Consider the following 18484-nt stretch of genomic DNA (forward strand, 5'->3'; position numbering starts at 1 on the left):
TTTAATTTTATAGGATAATCATGCGTGAAAGTAAATATATTCTGTCTATTGATCAGGGAACCAGTTCCACCAAATCGCTTATTTTCGATGTACACGGTCAGGCTATTGCTAAGGGGGTAGAGCCGTTGAATACGATTTACTACGAGAATGGTTTTGTTGAGCAGGATCCGGAAGATATATACCAGAATGTTTTAACGGCTGTCAGAAGATGTTTAGAGGAGTTTGAAGGAAAGGGTTATTTTAGAAGCGATATAACCGCTGTAGGTATTTCGAATCAACGGGAGACTTTTGTTGTGTGGGACAGCGACGGTAATCCCTTACATCCCGCTATCGTTTGGAATTGCAAGCGTTCGGTCAGAATCTGTGAAGATCTCAGCCAAAAAGGATTGTCCTACGATGTTCAGCAGAAAACTGGATTGGTAATTGATCCATACTTCTCAGCTACCAAATTAATATGGTTGTATCAGAATAACGAAAAAATAAGGACTGCCATTCAAAATAAGGCGGCTTACTTTGGCACTATTGACAGCTGGCTTCTTTTTAAGTTAACAAAAGGCAGGTGTTATCTGACCGATCATACCAATGCATCAAGAACCCTGTTGTTTAATATCCATTCCCTGAGTTGGGATGAAGCCTTGATCGAAAGGCTGGGTTTAACCGGTATTCAGTTGCCCGAGGTAAGGGCTTCCGCTGCCAACTTCGGAGTGTCTGATTTTGACGGCTTATTTGATCAACCGGTTACAATTGCGGCGATGATTGGAGATTCTCATGCGGCTGCTTTTGGGGAAGGCTGCTTTGATGCAGGGACAGCGAAGGCCACATTGGGAACTGGGTGCAGTATTTTGATGAACATCGGAGAAAAGCCCCAAAATTCTGCTAACGGAATGGTTACGACTATTAATTGGAGCACGGAAAAACAGGTTAGCTATGCACTGGAAGGAGTTATTGTCAGCTGTGGGGCCACAATAGAATGGCTTAAAAATGAATTGCGTCTATTTGATGACAGTAGCCAAACAGAATCATTGGCGAGAGCTGTGCCGGACAATGGGGGCGTTTATCTGATCCCGGCATTTAGTGGTTTGGGGTCTCCGCATTGGCAGATGGATAGAAAGGCTTCTATTACCGGTCTGAGTTTTGGATCGCAGATAAGTCATATAGTCCGGGCAGGCCTTGAATCCATCCCTTATCAAATCGAAGATGTGATTGCTGCCATGGAAAAGGATACATCTGTCCCTCTCAAAGCTTTGATGACAAATGGAGGGCTGACCTCAAATACATTTGTAATGCAGTTGCTCGCGGATTTGTTAGGAAAGCCGGTATTTAAAAGTGCGATGCCTGATGTCTCGGCTTTGGGTGCCGCTTATATGGCAGGGATCGGGAAAGGGATTTTCAAAAACGGAATTGATAACTTGCGGAAGTTAAGAAATGAAAAAATTGAATTTGCTGCTGGAGAGGATACTTCGTTGCAACAGAAAAATTATCGGGAGTGGCTACAAGCTATTAAAGGAAAGATATAGGATACAGCTGATGAGCAGCCGCCCTATCGCGGCAAAATCTCCCTTAAGGTGATCACAGAGAAAAGGCAGTTCAATCCGACTGATCGCGTCTAGGGATGTCGGCTATTTCAATTATCTTTGTTTTTACTTTTGTGCGTGATCAGGGAGTTGGGCTATATAAATTTTAATTCACTAACATTATGCTGGACAGTATAGAAAGCGCTATTGAAGATATTCGAAAGGGAATGGCCGTTATTGTGGTCGACGATGAAGATCGTGAGAACGAAGGAGATTTTATAATTGCTGCTTCGAAAATTACGCCTGAGGGTATTAATTTTATGAGTAAGCTTGGGCGTGGTCTGATATGCGTTCCTATTTCTGCAACGTTAGCAGAAAGGTTGGACCTACCCTTGATGGTGTCAAAGAATACAGCGCTACATGCGACTTCATTTACTGTCAGCATCGACTTATTGGGGCATGGCTGTGGTACGGGAATAAGTGCGCATGACCGGTCCAGAACAATATTGGCAATGCTTGATGATACTATGCAGCCAGGTAATTTTGGCCGACCAGGACATATTTTTCCATTGATTGCCAGTGAAGGCGGCGTTTTGAGACGGTCCGGTCATACTGAAGCTGCTATAGACCTGGCACGTCTGGCCGGTTTGGAACCTGCCGGTGTACTGGTTGAAATTATTAATGAAGACGGGACAATGGCCAGATTGCCGCAGCTCGAAGTGCTGGCACAAGAGCAGGGGTTAAAGATTATTTCTATCAAGGATCTGATTGAGTACAGACTGCGAAGTGAATCATTGATAGAAGAAGAAATGCGGACTGAGTTTCCTTCCCATTATGGGAATTTTACAATGGTGGTGTTTAGGGAAAGGGATTCCGATGAATTACATTTTGCTTTGTGTAAAGGCGAATGGAAGAAGGATGAACCGGTTCTTGCAAGGGTTCACTCGGGTTGTCTGATGGGTGATATATTTGGAAGCCGGTTGTGCCATTGCGGAGCAAAATTACGTACAGCTATGGAAATGATTGAGAAAGAAGGGAAGGGGGTTGTGGTGTTTTTGAACAATGAAGACCGGGGTAGTGGATTACTGGATAAGTTAAAAGCCTATAAATTACGGAAAGATAAGATAGCTTCAGAAGCCCATTCAAATGTTGACTCATCGGCAACTGCAATAACACAGAGAGATTATGGCGTAGGTGCCCAGATTTTGCGCCACCTTAATGCTACTAAGATTAGATTGATGGGCAGTAATCCAAGCAAGCATTCCGGCCTAGGTGGCTTTGGCGTTGAGCTAATTGAATGTATGCCGATTGGTCTTTATTCTAAGGAACAAAAGCCAGCCATGTAGGCCTACATCATTGTTTAATCGTTATATTGATTGGGATGGTAGACAAGGCTGCCTCCTTTATTAAACATCCTGAGCCCCAATTCTCCCGCGACACCTTCAGCAGTCTGAAAGATGAGACCGGAGTGGTCTACGATGACTTTATTATTGATACTTATGACCTGGAGAGTTGCCTGGTACCTGTCGCCCTTTTTTTCAAAGTTTAATTCAACCGTGGGAGCTGGTTGATTATATACCCAATGGATATTCAGATCTTTAAGGTCCTCCAATACGGCTCTTACTATATGATCTGTCTGTCCCGATATCTTCAGATTCATTTTTAATTTCAGACCGCTGAAGGGGATGAGCTGAGGGTACGTTTCAAACAACATATTATTATAAAAGTTCAGATTGCCTTTATTATCGGCTTTATCATATACTTTGGCGATTGCTTCATATAATCTTCCCAGAAAGAGTTTCTCATTCTCAGTATCCAGTTTGGTAGACTGAATCAGACTTTCAAGAATGCTCCTGGCCTTGGTATATTGCCCCCCATGAATATCAAATTTTGCCTCAAACAATTTAAAATATCGTTGTATATTTTTTCTTTTATCTGTTTTCTGGTAGTCATGATATTTTTCAGCGAAATATTTCGGACTAAAGTCTTTCATCAGAAACCACCCTTCATCAAAGGTTGTTGTGGCCTCGGAGCAGAATAAATCATAAACCATCCTGAAACGATCCGGATTATAGGCAAGGTTGATGCAGACATTGTAGGCGGCCATCATTTTTTTTGCTTTAAGCTGACCCAGGTGATAAAGTTGTATGGGAGAGTACCACCACCCTTTATTTAGAAACTTCACTTGTTCAATTTGGTGATCCAGGAGATTTACACGCAGTAGGTTGATGGTAAAATCATATTGCTCTTGTGTAAGTGTAGTGCCGATATGCAATTCTTTAAATTCCGCAGCTTTGTTTAGGGCATAAGCGGCACTGTCGAGCTGCGCATCGTACAGGTAAGACCTGCAAAGCGCCAGATTATACCATCCAAAACCGGGTCTCGATCCATTTTGCCGGATGATCTGATTACACATTGCTATCGCTTCTTTACTCTGACCAGCATATACATAGAGTTCAGGGAGATAGTAGTAGGGCTCTTTCAGAACATTTTCTCCGCTATAGCTGATAGAAAGATCTCTTTGAAAGAATTGCTGCGCATTTTTAAAATTGCCCACTTCAGCCTGGAACCCCGCATAGTTATTCCAGGAGATCATTCCATATTTTGCGAGGATTTCATAATAATGGAAACAACTGTCATAATTTTTGTTATAGCAGTGGAGAAGTGCCAGGTAGTGATAGATCTGTAGCTCATCAGATAGACTTTGATCCGGACCAAACCATTCATCATTAGTCTTTTGGTTTTGATGGATAAATGCCAGTCCGTCATAGCAATACTTAAAGGCCATTTGCTCGTTTGCACGGACGGAGTTCTTCAGGAATGGATGCGTTTCAGAGGTAAAGATTCTGTTTCGATGATAGGTCCATGCGCGGTGGTAATAGATGCCAAAAAAATCCTTTTTAAAATTATAGGACGCAAGGTGATTTAACAGTGACATAACCGAATCCGGCATCTCAATATTATCATAGCATTCCTTTAATGCATTACAGATAGTATAATAATCCTGGAACCTATCATAATACCGGGTTAGATATTCCAGGCTACTGAATAGCTTTCTGAATTCCGGATTGTATTGTTTTTCTATCAGCTGTCTGGCCTTCTCCAATGTGGGTATGGCGTTCTTGTATCCTAAATAATCAGCGCTGTGATTGTATTTGAAATAGCCTTCATATAAATAGCCTACATAGTAGGTACTGTCCAGTTTTTGAAAGGCCTTACCCTTTACCAGGGCATCGTCGTCTGTCAGCTGGGCATCCAGCCGCTGGGCATCAATTTCATAGCGTGCAGCCTGGTTTATCTGGGCGGCAATCCGCCCAGTTGTCAGCAGACTGAGTAACAGCGTGCAGACAAATATAGTCATATGAAGCCGCTTTTTTATCACTGGTCGTCTCTTGTCAGATTGAGTTTGCTAAGGCGATCCATTTCCGTATCCAGAATCTGATATAACAGCTTGGCTTTTGCCTCCCTGTTCCTATAAAGAATTCTGTGGTCCAAAACCGGGTGGGTTAAGATCTGCAGATCATTCTCGGTGACGTAGTCTCTGGCATTAATCAACGCATAGGCCTTCAGGCATTTGATGAAGGAAATACCGCTTCTGGTAGAAGCGCCCAGAATAATTTCGTCGTTATTCCTGGTAGCAGAAATGATGTTCCGAACCGCAGCCAGTAGTTCCGGATGTATATATACTTTTTCAGCCGCCATCTGCAACTCAAGAATCTCCTGAATACTGAGCACTTGCTGCACTGCCTCCTGATTGTGCTGGATAGCCAGATACTCTTCATAGATTTTTAATTCCGTATCATCGTCTACGTATCCAAAATGAATTTTTATATAGAACCGGTCCAATTGAGCTGCAGGCAATGGGTAGGTTCCCTCCATCTCAATAGGGTTCTGGGTAGCCATCGTAAAAAACAGGCTTTCAAGCGGAAACGTTGTCTCTCCAACAGTAATCTGCTTTTCTGCCATACATTCCAGTAAGGCCGACTGGACTTTTGGAGAGGCACGGTTGATCTCATCTGCTAATAGGACATTACAGAAAAGGGGCCCTTTCTTGAAAATAAAATCGCGGTTACTTTCGTCAAAAACATAAGAACCTATCAGGTCCATTGGTAGTAGGTCTGGTGTAAACTGAATTCTTTTAAATAATGCCTGGCCATTTGCAGCTCCTGTTATACTTTTTGCAAGCGTCTTAGCCATGACGGTTTTCCCTGTTCCCGGATTGTCTTCCATCAGGATATGGCCTCCCGCGATCAGCGCAGTCAGAATTAGCCGGATTTGCTTTGTCTTACCTTTGATGACCTGTTCAATATTTTGTGTTAATCGTTCAATATTCTGTACAGCCGGGGCTGTCCGGGATGTACTTTGCTCTATATTGGGTATTTCATTTTCCATGTTCACCTAATGATTTTTAATGAAAAAATGTAGGGTATGATAAAAGTTTAAAAATAAGGCCACACGTTTTTTCCAGGGGATATGTGTTTTAACAGCTTTGACAAATGGTTTGTACGTGGCCGCGGCCTGTGCTATCTGTACTGGGCTAGGCGGTATATGACTGTATTTTTCTTTTTGATAAACAGTCGTGAACAATAGCAGATTGGTACCAAACTGCTTATCGATCATCGTTGCAAAGTCTTCCGGACTATGAAAATCTCTGGGGTATCCTATTTGATTTAATAAATACAACGCTGCCCGCTGTTTATAATGTAGATTTTTTCTTGCACGCCAATGGAAAAAACGCCAGATTAGCCAGGGAGATAATATGATCAGAATAACGAATGCCATAGCAATTACCGCAATGGTAATTAGAATATTGAGCCAATTAAAGCCATGCAGATAGGACCTTGCCGTGTTTTTGTCTGGTGTGGATGCTTTTACCTCTTTAATGATTTTGATTTCATCAATAGATACTGGCTGAGGCAGCCTGCTAAGAATATTAACCGCAGTATCTGCTGCTTTTTCAAAAGGAATTTTTGAAAGCTTCTCGTCATATGAGGCCGCAGTTATATGCATGCCCTGTTCTAACGTAGTAATTGATACCGAACCCGTATCGGTAAATATTTTGGCGAAAGCGATGTCAAGTCTTATATCCGGACTTTGGTTGGTCTGGAAGCGATTGTCTTTATATAGAATCTTATTAACGGATAATAACAACTGCTTTTTAACGGTATCTACCTTTAAGACAGTCCCATCTCCTACAAATGCAACTTTCTGGCTGCCAAGTGGCGGTGTGCCATCGGGTTGAGGCGCCTGTTGCGTATTGACGTCGGGGATGGTGGTATCAAAGTCTATCCATCCATAATCTTTAAAAAATACCTGCACCCATGCATGTGCCTGATCTTCATAAAACCAATACCACCCGGGGTTTTTGCTACTGCGGTCAACCGTGAGAAAACCTGTTGCGATCCTGGATGGGATATGCAGGGCACGCAACATAAATAGTGTAGCACCCGCAAAATAGGCACAGTATCCTTTTCGATTCGTGAACAGGAAATAATCTAGTTTATTGGCCCCTGGAAGCCCAGGTTCTCCAGGGTTGTCTGTATACTGAAACATTGGCTGTCCAAACTCATCTTTGCTCAGGAAATAGTCTCTGATAGCCAAAATTTTATCGATGGTTGTACTGTCCCCACTGCTAATTGTATCTGCCAGGTCCCTGATCTGTTGGTAGGACTTACCATGAGGCATCCGCGTATAATAGGCCAGAAATTCGCTGTCAATGCCATTGTAGCCGGAATCCTGTCTTAAGACATCATATCGTCTTCGCTGAAAATCTTCCAGTATAGTGTTGCCGGCAGGATTATAGACAAAATAGGCACTGTTGAGATCGCTTACCCACATCTTGGCATGATAGGCAGCAGTATATTGACTGGTGTATTCGTAGGGCACCGGAATTGGCTGCACAGAGAAGGCCGTGCTGGGAGCCAGATAATCACTGGGGGACAGGGCTACCTTATAGACATCCGCTTCAACAACTTTTCTGTTAATTGTTGCCAGTGAATTTTTGATCGCATTACTATCTGTTTTGGTAAAAAACAGGGATATTTGCGATGGGTCTGGACTAAACAAGTCATTATAGGGACGTAGTGTGTCTGTTGCGAAGGTTTGAGTTGTACTGTCAAATTTAGTATAATAGTCGGCTGTAAAGTACAGGGGATTTTGTGTACTGCCATCTGCGAAGAAATTGTTCAGATGCGCTACAAAAACCAGTTGTTTTGTTTTGCTAAGCGAGCCGCTGAGCGACATTTTGCCGGTGTTGCTAAGTGTTCCGTCTCTGTTTACTTTGGTCATCCGCTGGCTATTAGAACGCTCATCGTTGTAATGAGATTCTACTTTTTTCCAGGCATTTTCTATTGTGGTAAAGTCCTTCCTGAATAGGTAGAAAATGATCGCAAAAATCAAGACGACCACGCCAAAAAAACCACTTACCCTTTTGGTCAGATACCATCTGAATGACGATTGATGTTCATTCAGGTTCCGGATTAACTCTGAGGCGTATATAATATAAAAAGTGTATAAAAGTACCGGGATAAAGCCAAGAGCGATAGCTCCAGCTGTAACAGTGGTAATCTTGCTGACAATAATAATCTCAATCGCCAGCAAAAAAAGCACCCAAACGACGGTAAAAAAACGCCATCTGCTAAATCCAAATCCTACTAACCAGCCTATGGAGAATATGAATATAAAGATCAGGTATTGCACAGAGAAGAAAAACATATCAAATTCTCCGACAGCTACCTGCTTCAGTATCTTGTAGCCTATGTAATACAACAGTGCCAAAACAAGGGCTGTGCTGATAAAGCGAAATCTCCAGCTATAGAAAACCAAGGATAAAATAATACCTACGGAAAAATAAATTCCTTGATAGATCCATTGGTCTTGGAGGATCACATAGTTGGCATTGAGTTTCATAAGGACCACAAAGGCAAAGAAAACCGTAGGCAGTGCGAGTAAAAGACACTGCACGCCTAATTTTTTCCAACTATGTGCTCTTTCTATATGCATGAATAACCGCTTATCTGGTTTCAGGTATTGTATGAATTACTTTTGCAAGTTTTCTTTCATTCTTTAAAAGTTGTTTTCTAAGGGAGGAAAGCGCCCACCTGGACTGATATCTTGCCCGTTTGTCTTTTTCTGCCTGCAGGAAGAACCAGGAAAGCCATCCTGAAAGTTTCTGTTTGCCGATGCAGGCGGATAGCGGAACGAGAATAAACGTAATTTCCTTACCAAAATCTTCCACCAGCTGTTCTACCTGTTCAACACCTGTGAGCGACGAAATGACCACAATGGCTGCGTGCTTTGTATTGACAAAATTAAGTATGTCCTTCGTGCCTTGCCAGGTACTCAATGCAATAAGGTGCTTGATCTCTTCTTCTTTTATGGGGTGTCCATCAAATGTGACCGCTTTTTCCGGCTGGTCGGAAACCCATCTCAGTTCTATATGCTCCTTCTTAATGGTTTTATAAATGTTCCACACGGTGTTCTTATAGAAATTTAGCAGAGGTTCGTCTGTAATTTCATTATGCTCGGCCAGGTAGGCTGAGTAGAAGGAAACATATAAGTGCATATGGGAGGCATAGGGTTCTAATATCTCGGGTGTGCGGATCATCAGCTGCCTGCTTCTGGCATAGATCTTCCATACGATTCTCCGGATATCATCCTGATTTTCAAATTTTTTATAGTTCAGTAAATCTCCTTTGACCCGCCGCATCCGTTCAATACGATGCACCCTGGTTTCTGTATTACGATGTGTTGCAGAGATACTGTACTGTGCTCCATTTTGCGGGGGCGTATAGAACCTCTCCGAGCTGGCAAGATTAATGGCCATCGAAAAGAATTGCAGAAAATCCTCGAAATAGACAATTACACTGGATATCCTGTATTCTCTGATATTTTCTATTTTCCAGTCGTAAAAACCCTCCAGGTGTTGGTTGAACCAGTTGGCGTGTTCATCCTCTACTAACTGTATCTTATCAGAAAAGGTGCCATTATCATACACAAAGCGAAGTTTGATATAACCAAGTATAGGGCGCAAAATTGGATGGAGCTTTAATTCAATCGGCTGATAGGGTGTATCAAACGGTCTGGTTTTTATATGAAATTGCACGCGGCCTCTTTTTCTATTAATGTAAAAGAAAATCCAGGATAGGACAACACTTAAAAGAGACAAAGACAGAAAGGTGATGCTTATATATAATGTTATCTTTAAAAGTAATACAAACACGTCCTGAAATGGGGTATCCGGCATCTTCGGCTGTGCCTTTAACCAGGCAAAACAGAGGGCAGAGCCTATTAAAAATAGGCAAAAATAACCTGTAATAGGTGCATAAAACCCAAGCTGCTTGAGTGTCTTTCTTATGGAGACCTTTTGCTGCATAAATCTTCCGTGAAGTTAGTTCATTAATAATCAATCACCTATTAAGCCCTTTATATTTTGCAAAATTACTGGGTTTGTTGGACGATTATCACAAAATATATCATATTTAATTTGTTTCTTTGCCTCAAGCGGGATGACCGTTTTAGCATTTTTATGGAAAATACAATTGTTCACAGGGTTTGTCCGGTATGTGGCAGTAATGCGATAAGCAGAGCACTTGAGGCAAAAGACCATACGGTTTCAAAGCAAATTTTTGAAATCTGGAGTTGTCAGGACTGCTCTTTCAGGTTTACCCAGTCTGTACCTTCGGAAGAAACTATCGGAAAATATTATAAATCAGATACCTACATCTCCCACAGCAATACAAAAAAGGGACTGATCAACCGATTATATCATGCGGTTCGTAAAAGGACTTTACAACAAAAGTTACACCTGATCCGGCAGGCAACCGGTCAAATGACTGGCAATCTGCTTGATGTAGGTGCCGGAACGGGCGCTTTTGCCAGCGTTATGCAAGGGACTGGCTGGAAGGTAACCGGTTTAGAGCCGGATCAGGATGCAAGAGATAATGCTGCCAGAGATCATCAGGTGAAGTTAGAGGATCTGAGTCATTTGTTTGACTTAGCAGCTGATCAGTTTGACGCCATTACTTTGTGGCATGTTTTGGAGCATGTTCATCAATTACATGAGTACCTGGAGACTTTTAAGAAGATTTTGACTCCAGATGGCGTGCTTATCATAGCTGTACCTAATTTCACCAGCGACGATGCTAAATATTATGGCAGGGATTGGGCGGCTTGGGATGTTCCAAGGCATTTATGGCATTTTTCACCGAAAAGTATGGATGTCCTTGTAAGAAAGCATGGTCTGACAGTCGCTAAAACGCTATCTATGAAATTTGACAGCTATTATGTGAGTATGCTCAGTGAAGGCTACCGGACCGGTTCGCGGAATTTATTCAGAGCTTTCTGGGAAGGATTTACTTCTAACAGGAAGGCCGAAGGAGACCCTAAAAAATACAGCTCCGTTATTTATATAATAAGGAAAGTGAGTTAAATCGAACCAAACAGCTATGTTTGTCATTTTGGATTGTACACAATATATTCCAATCGGCACATAAATTTATACAGTAAAAAAGGGCTCTTCAGATGAAGAGCCCCTTTTCATAACAGGTTTTATTCTTTATTTCTTAAGAAATTTACCGTTTGTTTTATTACCGTCCTTGGTTACAACTGTTACGAAGTAGATACCCTGAGACAGATTACGAACATTTATATGACTATTGGTTGCTTTCTGTACTAAACGTCCACCAGCATCGTAGATACTTACTGACTTAATATCGCTAGCATTAACACCGGAAATCGTTATATCGTTACTTGCCGGGTTAGGATTGATTGAGAATCCTGCAACGCGACCACCAGTAATACTTACTACTTCTGACGATTTAATGCCGTCATTGTTAACAATACTCAGTTTGTAGTAGCTTTTAGAACCTGGGTTGTTATCTGTATAGCTGTAGTGGCGTGTGGTTGTTGAGGTTCCTGCCGCTTCTTTAGATCCGATAGTTGTATAGTTGGTTCCATCATTTGAACGTAATACATCGAAGCGGACACTGCCTTGTTCTGACTCAGTCGTCCATGTTAATACTGCATTTTTGTTGTTATCCAATTTGACATTGAAATCAGAAAGGTTAACCGGAAGTGCTGCAGCAATAGTGAAAGTTTTTGTAATCTGACCTGCATCCAGGTTATTGGCATTGTCATAAACATCCAATACAAGATTATAAGTCCCTTCCGTTGTAGGCGTGCCACTTACTGTAGCTGATGCATCATCAAAGGTTAAACCATTGGTCAAATCTGTTGTTGCAAAGGCTTGGCTTGCCACAGAACTTAATGGGCCTGCTGCATATACTGGGGCCATTGCGTAAAATGCAAAGTTGGAATTTGCCGGTGTTGTCAACAGATTCATTCCCGTGCTACTTGCAGGTGTAAACGTACTGCTTACATATGTAAATGAATAGCTTGGCGGGTTTGGTAAATCCTGGTCCCCTTCTATGCTAGCTGTAATAACTTGATTGTATGCTTGTCCAACATTACCAGCAGTTAATGCGGGGCTGGTCGTTTTATTTACATGTAAGAATACTTTAGCTGTATCAGATGCATCAGTACAACCGTCTCTCTGAGATAAACCGTAATAGTGATTGTTCGCAGAGGCCGTTATAGATGTAGATGCTACCGCAGCTCCTGTTGTAGAGTCAATCCAGACGATTGGATCGCCTGCTGTATTGGTAGTTGCGAGGGTGCTTAAATCAACAGTGTTGCCTGAATATGCATAAATGTCAGAAGTTCCGCCCGCGAGAGTTGGCGCTGCTACTTTAATACGTAGATCATAAATATTTGTATTACCATTTCCCAAGATAGATGAAGCATCCGCAACACCACCGAAAGTGAGTTTAACACGGTCGAAATCTCCGGCGTTTGTTCCCGTAATTGGAACTGTAATGACATTCTTTGATGTAGAACCGGGTAATAAAGACAACTTCAAGAGGGAAGAACTTCCATTAACAGCGTCACCAACGGCGGTCGTGCTGTTATACGCCTGGATCGTAAAACTAGTTAGTAATCCTAAATTTATCAAGCCTCCATTGGGGTTGTCTAAGACAATCCTAACGCTATCTCCAGCTTTGCCTGGAGTATTAAAAAGAGCTGTGTAATATGCTTCACTTAACAGCTGCGCACCTGTTGAGATTGTGGTAGCTGTGTTTAAATCGTTGTCGATTGCAAAAGAAGGGTTGCTTACAGAAGCTGTCGCTGATGCCAGATCAATTCCGGTCGAGCTTTCGGTTCCACTTAACCAATCTATGGGCTGAGGGCAACCCGCATCACCTGCAACCTCATCCAGCACATAGGCACTAAATATATCTGCAGTTGTCGGAGTTCCTATTACCGCTGATAAATCGACATACACGCCATTCGCATCAACGGTCGGAACGACCTTGAATTCAACAGATCCCGCGCCGTTTAAAGCGCTTGCTAGATTTGTGCTGGTGAACACTGATGTTTTGGTGGCATCATAGCCGGCTTTTCTAGTTAAGCTGGCAGCTACCGTGTGCAAATTGGTAAACGTCCCTATCTGTAAATTTCCTAAAAGACCGATGAGTGTTTTGGGCAGATTGACCTTTAGATATATCGGCGTTCCGGCGGCAATAACTCTAGGGGTGGTGCCATCAGTTGTAAATTGCAAATACTGGGTTGCGCCCACTATGCCTAAAGCACTTACAGTGTAAGAAAGGGTGGATGAATCACGAATGCTCGCGCTTACTGCATTCGTGGGATTGGAAACGGCTCCGACTAACAAGCCTACTAATGGCACGTTAACTCCATATTCCGCAGTCCCCTGAAAGTCTGCATAGACCTTTTCATTATGCGTTTGAGCGCTGGCCGTTCCGAACAACCCACAGATACTGGCCAACCCAGCGACAGCCAGTATTCGTTTGGGATTTTTGAGTAAAAATGTTTTCATGGTACAATTGAATTTTGCTGTTATGAATATGATTGAAGTGTAAAGTTATTTACGGCATTGTCAATAACTGACAATGCGATTGGTAGTTAGCAACTTATATGAAAATTCCAGAGATCGATATAGGCACAAAAAAAACAGAGCTATATACACGTATATAATTCTGTCTGTAATGAATTGATGTTTTGTATGTTAGGCTATATTTTTCTTAATTATATGTTGGTCATTGGTATTATAGACAGCCATAAAACTTCGAAAGTTCTGAAAAATATTTTTTGGTCGTTGTTTTTTTTTATTTACGCGGAATCAGTTTCTTTGGATACCTAAAAGACGATCCTTTTCTCCCTCAACCAGAATTACCTTTTACGATTTATGTTAATGAATTGATTTTCAATAAGTTTATGATGTGATTTTTTCGATTGCCCGTTGGCTTATTGTGTCAAATTCAGGTAAATATCCATCATTGTAACCAGTTTTTCCTTCAGCTTTTCCTGGAGTAGTTCCGGTCCGAGGACCTTTACCTGATTTCCCCATCCAAAGATCCAGTCGACCAGTTCTGTATTAATGCCGGTATTCATCCGCATCTCCCATCTACCCGATGATTTCTGCCCGAACCTTTGGGTACAGTGCCAGAACCGGTTACTGATAAACGCACCCGCACTAGGGGAAAACTCGAGTCTGATGTCATAAACTTCATCATCGAGATTAGGTTCGACCCCGAAACGCTTACTTGCCTCCGCATAAAAATGATCCATGAACTTTTGAGTACTGAAAATGTTCTCCAGAATATCAAATTGTTTGAACCTTGATAGGTCATAAACCACCAACTCCAGAGAATTTTCAATAAGCAATAATATATAGATGCTGCCATTATGATATAAGACTTGCATAGGTAGCATAACTATAGGCATTCGTGGAAGAGGCGCCGGGTTTTTTGTGTCCGGCTGGATTTTCATGACCTTAAGTTTACGGCTGTGTTGCATTGCCCAAATTAAGGTGTCCAGATTTTGTTGTTCCTCCTCACTATATACGTATTCATTAAAATTAGAAGTCTTGATCTGCGCCTGAGGTAACGTTTGCATATGGTACTCAAACTTACTCTTACTTTGTGCCTTGAAAAGCACCTCCTCTATTTTATCAATAGAATGCTGCCGCTTTTTGGTTAAACTGGCAGGCGCAAGGTTCTTTAATAATAAGAAGCTTTTGATATCACTTTCGCCAAACTCATGTGCACTTTTATCAAATTCGAATTTCCAGGTCTTTTTGTTGTAGTCACCATCAATAGTGATGACTCTGCCATCGTTCAATGGAAGATTCTTAATTTCTTCTAAATATCTATATAAAGTCCGATCAGAGATTTCTATGTTTTCATAGCGAACCCAGTCCCGCATACTCTCGAAAGTCACGGGAAATCTTTTGATCTTCTCAATTATCCTTGTTATCGCACTCAATTTGTCAAGCATGCAAAATATAAGTTTTTAATACACTTGATTAAAAAGTTATACCTAATTCATTAGGTCTACTGTTCAGGTATTGGAACAATAAGCCTTTTCATGTTGCTCGTTAGGTTGTGCGTCAGTGGAGTCGTGTCAAATTAACCAGAAAAAAGGTAAGAGATAGAATATCATTGCAAGGGTTTGTTATTCTTGATATTCAATTGGTTATTTTGATCACATCTATTCCACGAAATTAGACCGCGTATTGTCAGTTTTTGACAATAAAAAAATTAATAATGTTTAACATTCTGCTTATTAGATGTTTTTGATTTTCTTGCCTCATAACTGCCTCCCGTTTTTTATTTTGATCTAGCGGATAATTTTGACTCAAATCATTAGTCTTTGTTTTTCAATGGTTGATCCCGAAATGTGTCTGCTTAACATTTGCGGTATCAATTATAAAGTTAAGCTATAAAACAACACCATCCCTTAAAAAATTAAATAAATGTAGGAAAAAAGGGAAAGGTGGGTTAACTGATTATCAACCCCGTGGGAATCCAAGGCCATCTGTGTCAAATTTACTTTGAATGCTTTCTGCTCCTTGATAAATTAAAAAGAGCCGACATTTGATGTCAGCTCTTTTCTAGCACTGGTATAAAAAATTCATCAATTACCTGACAAATTCAAAAAATTGATGCTCCGCTTCTAACAGATAACGGCCTTTTTTCAAATGGCCAATCTTAAAATGAGCCTGATTGTTTTCCGCGGTACGAATTAGTAATAACTTTCTGCTGTGACTGAATATTTTTACAGGCCCCTGAACTCCGTTGACAACCATGGTGCCTGCTTTCTCATCAATGACCATTTCAACCATTTTTTTGGAGTTTTCCTGTGGTGGTTTTTCGTTGGCTAGGTGCTGGAACTGCTCCAGTAATGTTAATGCTGTCTTATTGATTTCGTTTGGGCTGCCTTCAAGTATTGAAGAAAATGAATATGCCTGAAGACCATTAAGGGCTAATTCCATAGATGTCCTGATGTATGCGCGCCTTATTTATATGTTGTAAGGGACGCATATGTGATGAGATTGTATTGAGCCGTAGGAAAAATATCACGCTCACATTCAACCATTGCAAAATTCGTTTTTCCCACATATTGTGTCGATCAAAAAACAAACACAAAAAATCCAATTATTACTCTAAATTAGTACTAATTATTGTGCCAAAGGACTTGCAGAATCTAAAATAATTCATAATTCGGTATACATTTTTTTTAATTTTATTTGTAACTGTAATGTAACCATATATATATAAAATTGTAAAACATTCATGACTGAAAATTATATACAAGACCAGTATTTTGAGGGTATTGAAAATGATTGCCTTTTTTGGCAGACGCAACGATCAAATTATGAGAACTGCACTTTTGCCGCCTGCAACTTTAAGCAAACTGATATGTCAGAAGTTAGATTCTATGATTGCCGGTTTGAAAATTGCGACCTTTCACTGACTGACGTAAAGGGTACAGTTTTTCAGAATATTGCATTTCATGGCTGCAAGCTAAGCGGTGTTTTATTTGACAAATGCAACCAATTTGGATTAGAATTGAAGTTCTATGATACTAAGTTGGATCATAGCAGCTTTTATGACCTTAAAATCAACAGAGCGGTATTTGTGCAGTGCTCATTGAAGGGGGTGGACTATAGTGCAGCGCAATTAAAAGAAGCTCAGTTTAACGGATCTGATCTGACGGATGCTAAATTTGATCAGAGCCATCTGGAAAAAGCAGATTTTAGAGCGGCTGTCCATTTTGTGATAAACCCAGAATTAAATAAGGTCAAAGGAGCTGTTTTTTCCATGGACGGATTGCCAGGGCTATTGGAGGCCTATAAAATTAAGATAGCTCCGTAATCCCCTGGTTACTATTTGGGCAATAGCCTATTGTCCAGAAATCGCGTTAGAATGCTTTGTATCTGACGACCGGATTAAGGTCGTCGCATCATCTTCTTCAGAAGGTTGTATTGTGGTTTTGCTTTTATGGTTGTTGTCAAGCTGAAGGGAGGTATCTTCCTCTGCCCAGTCGGTGGTGTTCCTGTTCACTAATTCCTCTGAAAAAGTTTTAGATGATTTAAGCCCCATAGACTTTAGACGGATGGCCTGATCAATAAGGTTGCCTCTTCCGGATTTCATTTGATTAAAGGCTTTTTGGTATACGGTCTGAGCCTTGTTCAAATGGTCGCCTACAGAAGTCAGTGATTCTGTAAATCCAATTAACTTGTCATAAATCTTTTCTCCCTGCCGGACGATATCCATAGCACTTCTGCTTTGCATTTCTCTTTTCCAAAGATCATCCATGAGTTTTAAACAGGCAATCAGATTAGTAGGGCTGATGAGCAGGATCCGCTTACTGTAAGCATTGGCCCATAACGCCGGGTCTTCATGGATGCCTAATAAATAGGCAGGCTCGATCGGGACAAAGAGCATCGTAAAGTCAAGGGATTCTTCCAGTTGATCATAATTTTTGCTATGCAATTGATCTATGTGTTGGTACATAGATTGCAAATGCTCCTTAAGTGCCAATTGCTGCTGCTCCTTAGTTGTGGCAGCTACATAACGGTCGTAGGCGAGTAATGAAACTTTGGAATCCACAATAATCGTTCTGGATCCCGGAAGTTTAATCAGTACATCCGGCCTTAACTGTTTGCCGGAAGGGTCTTTTAGGGTCGCTTGCAGAAAATACTGCCGGTCTTTTACGAGACCCGACTGCTCCAGAATGCTTTCCAGAATCATTTCTCCCCAGTTGCCCTGTTTTTTTACCTGACCTTTTAGAGCTGTTGCCAGATTATTGGCCTGTTCACTGACTTGATTGGTTTGTTTGATCAACTCCGATATTTTGGTTTCAAGTGCTGTACGGTCTTTTGTTTCCTGAAGATGCGTATCACGAATGATCTTTTTAAACCCTTCTATATGTTCACTTAACGGACGAAGGAGAGCATCCAGATTATTTTTATTGCTTTCAGTAAAGGTTTGGGTTCGATCCTTCAAAATCTCAGTCGCTATCTTTTCAAATTCCAGATGCGCCTTTTGATTTAGTTGCCGGATCTGTTCCTCTTGCCTGGCCTGGTTTTCCTGTAATGAGCGATTTTGAGCGGTTAACCCCGACTTTTCTGAGCGGAGATCAACAATGGCCTCCTGTAAGCGGCTTATCTGCTGGTTCTTAAATCCCAGTTCCTCAGTCGTCTCATTTAACCGGGTTTGTACGCTTTCCAGATTAGCTTCTGTCCTGGTAAAATGCTGATGTAGGTTACGGTTTTCACTCCGTAACGTCTCCAGGATTGATTTATGTTCTTCCAGTGAGGATTGCAAGTTCTCCATTTCCCCGCCTTTCTGTTCCAATTTCTGATAAGTAAGGGCTAGCTCCTGGGTTGAGCGATGATACCTGTCAGAGACCTCCTGATAAGTGGAGGCAGAGGTCCACGTACTCCGTAGCCACATAATGGCCATGCATGCTCCGATGATTATTCCGACAGCTAATCCCATCCAAATATTTAGATCGCCCATAATTTCATCCTTTTATTTCTGAAATATAAAAGTAATTAATTTAGGCATTAATTGCTAATTAATTTTGGATTTTAATGTGTGGAG

Annotated in this window: 12 protein-coding genes; 4 read left to right on the plus strand and 8 right to left on the minus strand. The window is 41.3% G+C overall.

Annotated elements, in window-relative coordinates; all coding sequences use genetic code 11:
- Positions 1-20: 20 nt before the first annotated feature.
- Positions 21-1517, plus strand: a complete 1497-nt coding sequence (locus tag K9M52_RS11060; protein ID WP_224068488.1) for an FGGY family carbohydrate kinase — start codon at positions 21-23, stop codon at positions 1515-1517.
- Between the two features lie 179 nt (positions 1518-1696).
- Positions 1697-2860 carry a 3,4-dihydroxy-2-butanone-4-phosphate synthase gene (ribB, locus tag K9M52_RS11065; protein WP_224068489.1) on the plus strand — a complete coding sequence of 388 codons (1164 nt, stop codon included), beginning with the start codon at positions 1697-1699 and terminating at the stop codon, positions 2858-2860.
- A 14-nt stretch (positions 2861-2874) separates the two neighbouring features.
- Here the strand turns inward: ribB and K9M52_RS11070 are convergent, their stop codons facing one another.
- The 4 genes from K9M52_RS11070 to K9M52_RS11085 are packed head-to-tail and all read right to left on the minus strand — an operon-like array spanning position 2875 to position 9618.
- The gene (locus tag K9M52_RS11070) at positions 2875-4875 is read right to left on the minus strand and encodes a tetratricopeptide repeat protein (protein WP_224068490.1); all 2001 of its coding nucleotides are present in this window, start codon (positions 4873-4875) and stop codon (positions 2875-2877) included.
- Positions 4876-4892: 17 nt separating this feature from the next.
- Complete coding sequence (locus tag K9M52_RS11075) at positions 4893-5906, minus strand: AAA family ATPase (protein WP_224068491.1); 1014 nt, start codon at positions 5904-5906, stop codon at positions 4893-4895.
- A 6-nt stretch (positions 5907-5912) separates the two neighbouring features.
- Entirely contained in the window at positions 5913-8516 is a 2604-nt protein-coding gene (locus K9M52_RS11080) for a transglutaminase-like domain-containing protein (protein ID WP_224068492.1), read from the minus strand.
- A 10-nt stretch (positions 8517-8526) separates the two neighbouring features.
- Complete coding sequence (locus tag K9M52_RS11085; protein WP_224068493.1) at positions 8527-9618, minus strand: DUF58 domain-containing protein; 1092 nt, start codon at positions 9616-9618, stop codon at positions 8527-8529.
- 423 nt (positions 9619-10041) lie between these two features.
- Here K9M52_RS11085 and K9M52_RS11090 point away from each other — a divergent pair, with 423 nt between their 5' ends.
- Positions 10042-10944: a methyltransferase domain-containing protein gene (locus tag K9M52_RS11090; RefSeq protein WP_224068494.1), complete on the plus strand. Its 903-nt coding sequence runs from the start codon at positions 10042-10044 to the stop codon at positions 10942-10944.
- Positions 10945-11070: 126 nt separating this feature from the next.
- Here the strand turns inward: K9M52_RS11090 and K9M52_RS11095 are convergent, their stop codons facing one another.
- The 3 genes from K9M52_RS11095 to K9M52_RS11105 form a co-directional block, all read right to left on the minus strand.
- Positions 11071-13410: a T9SS type A sorting domain-containing protein gene (locus tag K9M52_RS11095; protein WP_224068495.1), complete on the minus strand. Its 2340-nt coding sequence runs from the start codon at positions 13408-13410 to the stop codon at positions 11071-11073.
- A 428-nt stretch (positions 13411-13838) separates the two neighbouring features.
- Positions 13839-14870 carry a helix-turn-helix transcriptional regulator gene (locus K9M52_RS11100; protein ID WP_224068496.1) on the minus strand — a complete coding sequence of 344 codons (1032 nt, stop codon included), beginning with the start codon at positions 14868-14870 and terminating at the stop codon, positions 13839-13841.
- Between the two features lie 643 nt (positions 14871-15513).
- Complete coding sequence (locus K9M52_RS11105; RefSeq protein WP_224068497.1) at positions 15514-15867, minus strand: hypothetical protein; 354 nt, start codon at positions 15865-15867, stop codon at positions 15514-15516.
- 301 nt (positions 15868-16168) lie between these two features.
- Here K9M52_RS11105 and K9M52_RS11110 point away from each other — a divergent pair, with 301 nt between their 5' ends.
- Complete coding sequence (locus K9M52_RS11110; RefSeq protein ID WP_224068498.1) at positions 16169-16750, plus strand: pentapeptide repeat-containing protein; 582 nt, start codon at positions 16169-16171, stop codon at positions 16748-16750.
- Between the two features lie 27 nt (positions 16751-16777).
- Here K9M52_RS11110 and rmuC read toward each other — a convergent pair whose 3' ends face one another.
- Complete coding sequence (rmuC, locus tag K9M52_RS11115) at positions 16778-18400, minus strand: DNA recombination protein RmuC (RefSeq protein ID WP_224068499.1); 1623 nt, start codon at positions 18398-18400, stop codon at positions 16778-16780.
- Positions 18401-18484: the final 84 nt, after the last annotated feature.

The organism is Arachidicoccus terrestris, assembly GCF_020042345.1.
Taxonomy (GTDB): domain Bacteria; phylum Bacteroidota; class Bacteroidia; order Chitinophagales; family Chitinophagaceae; genus Arachidicoccus; species Arachidicoccus terrestris.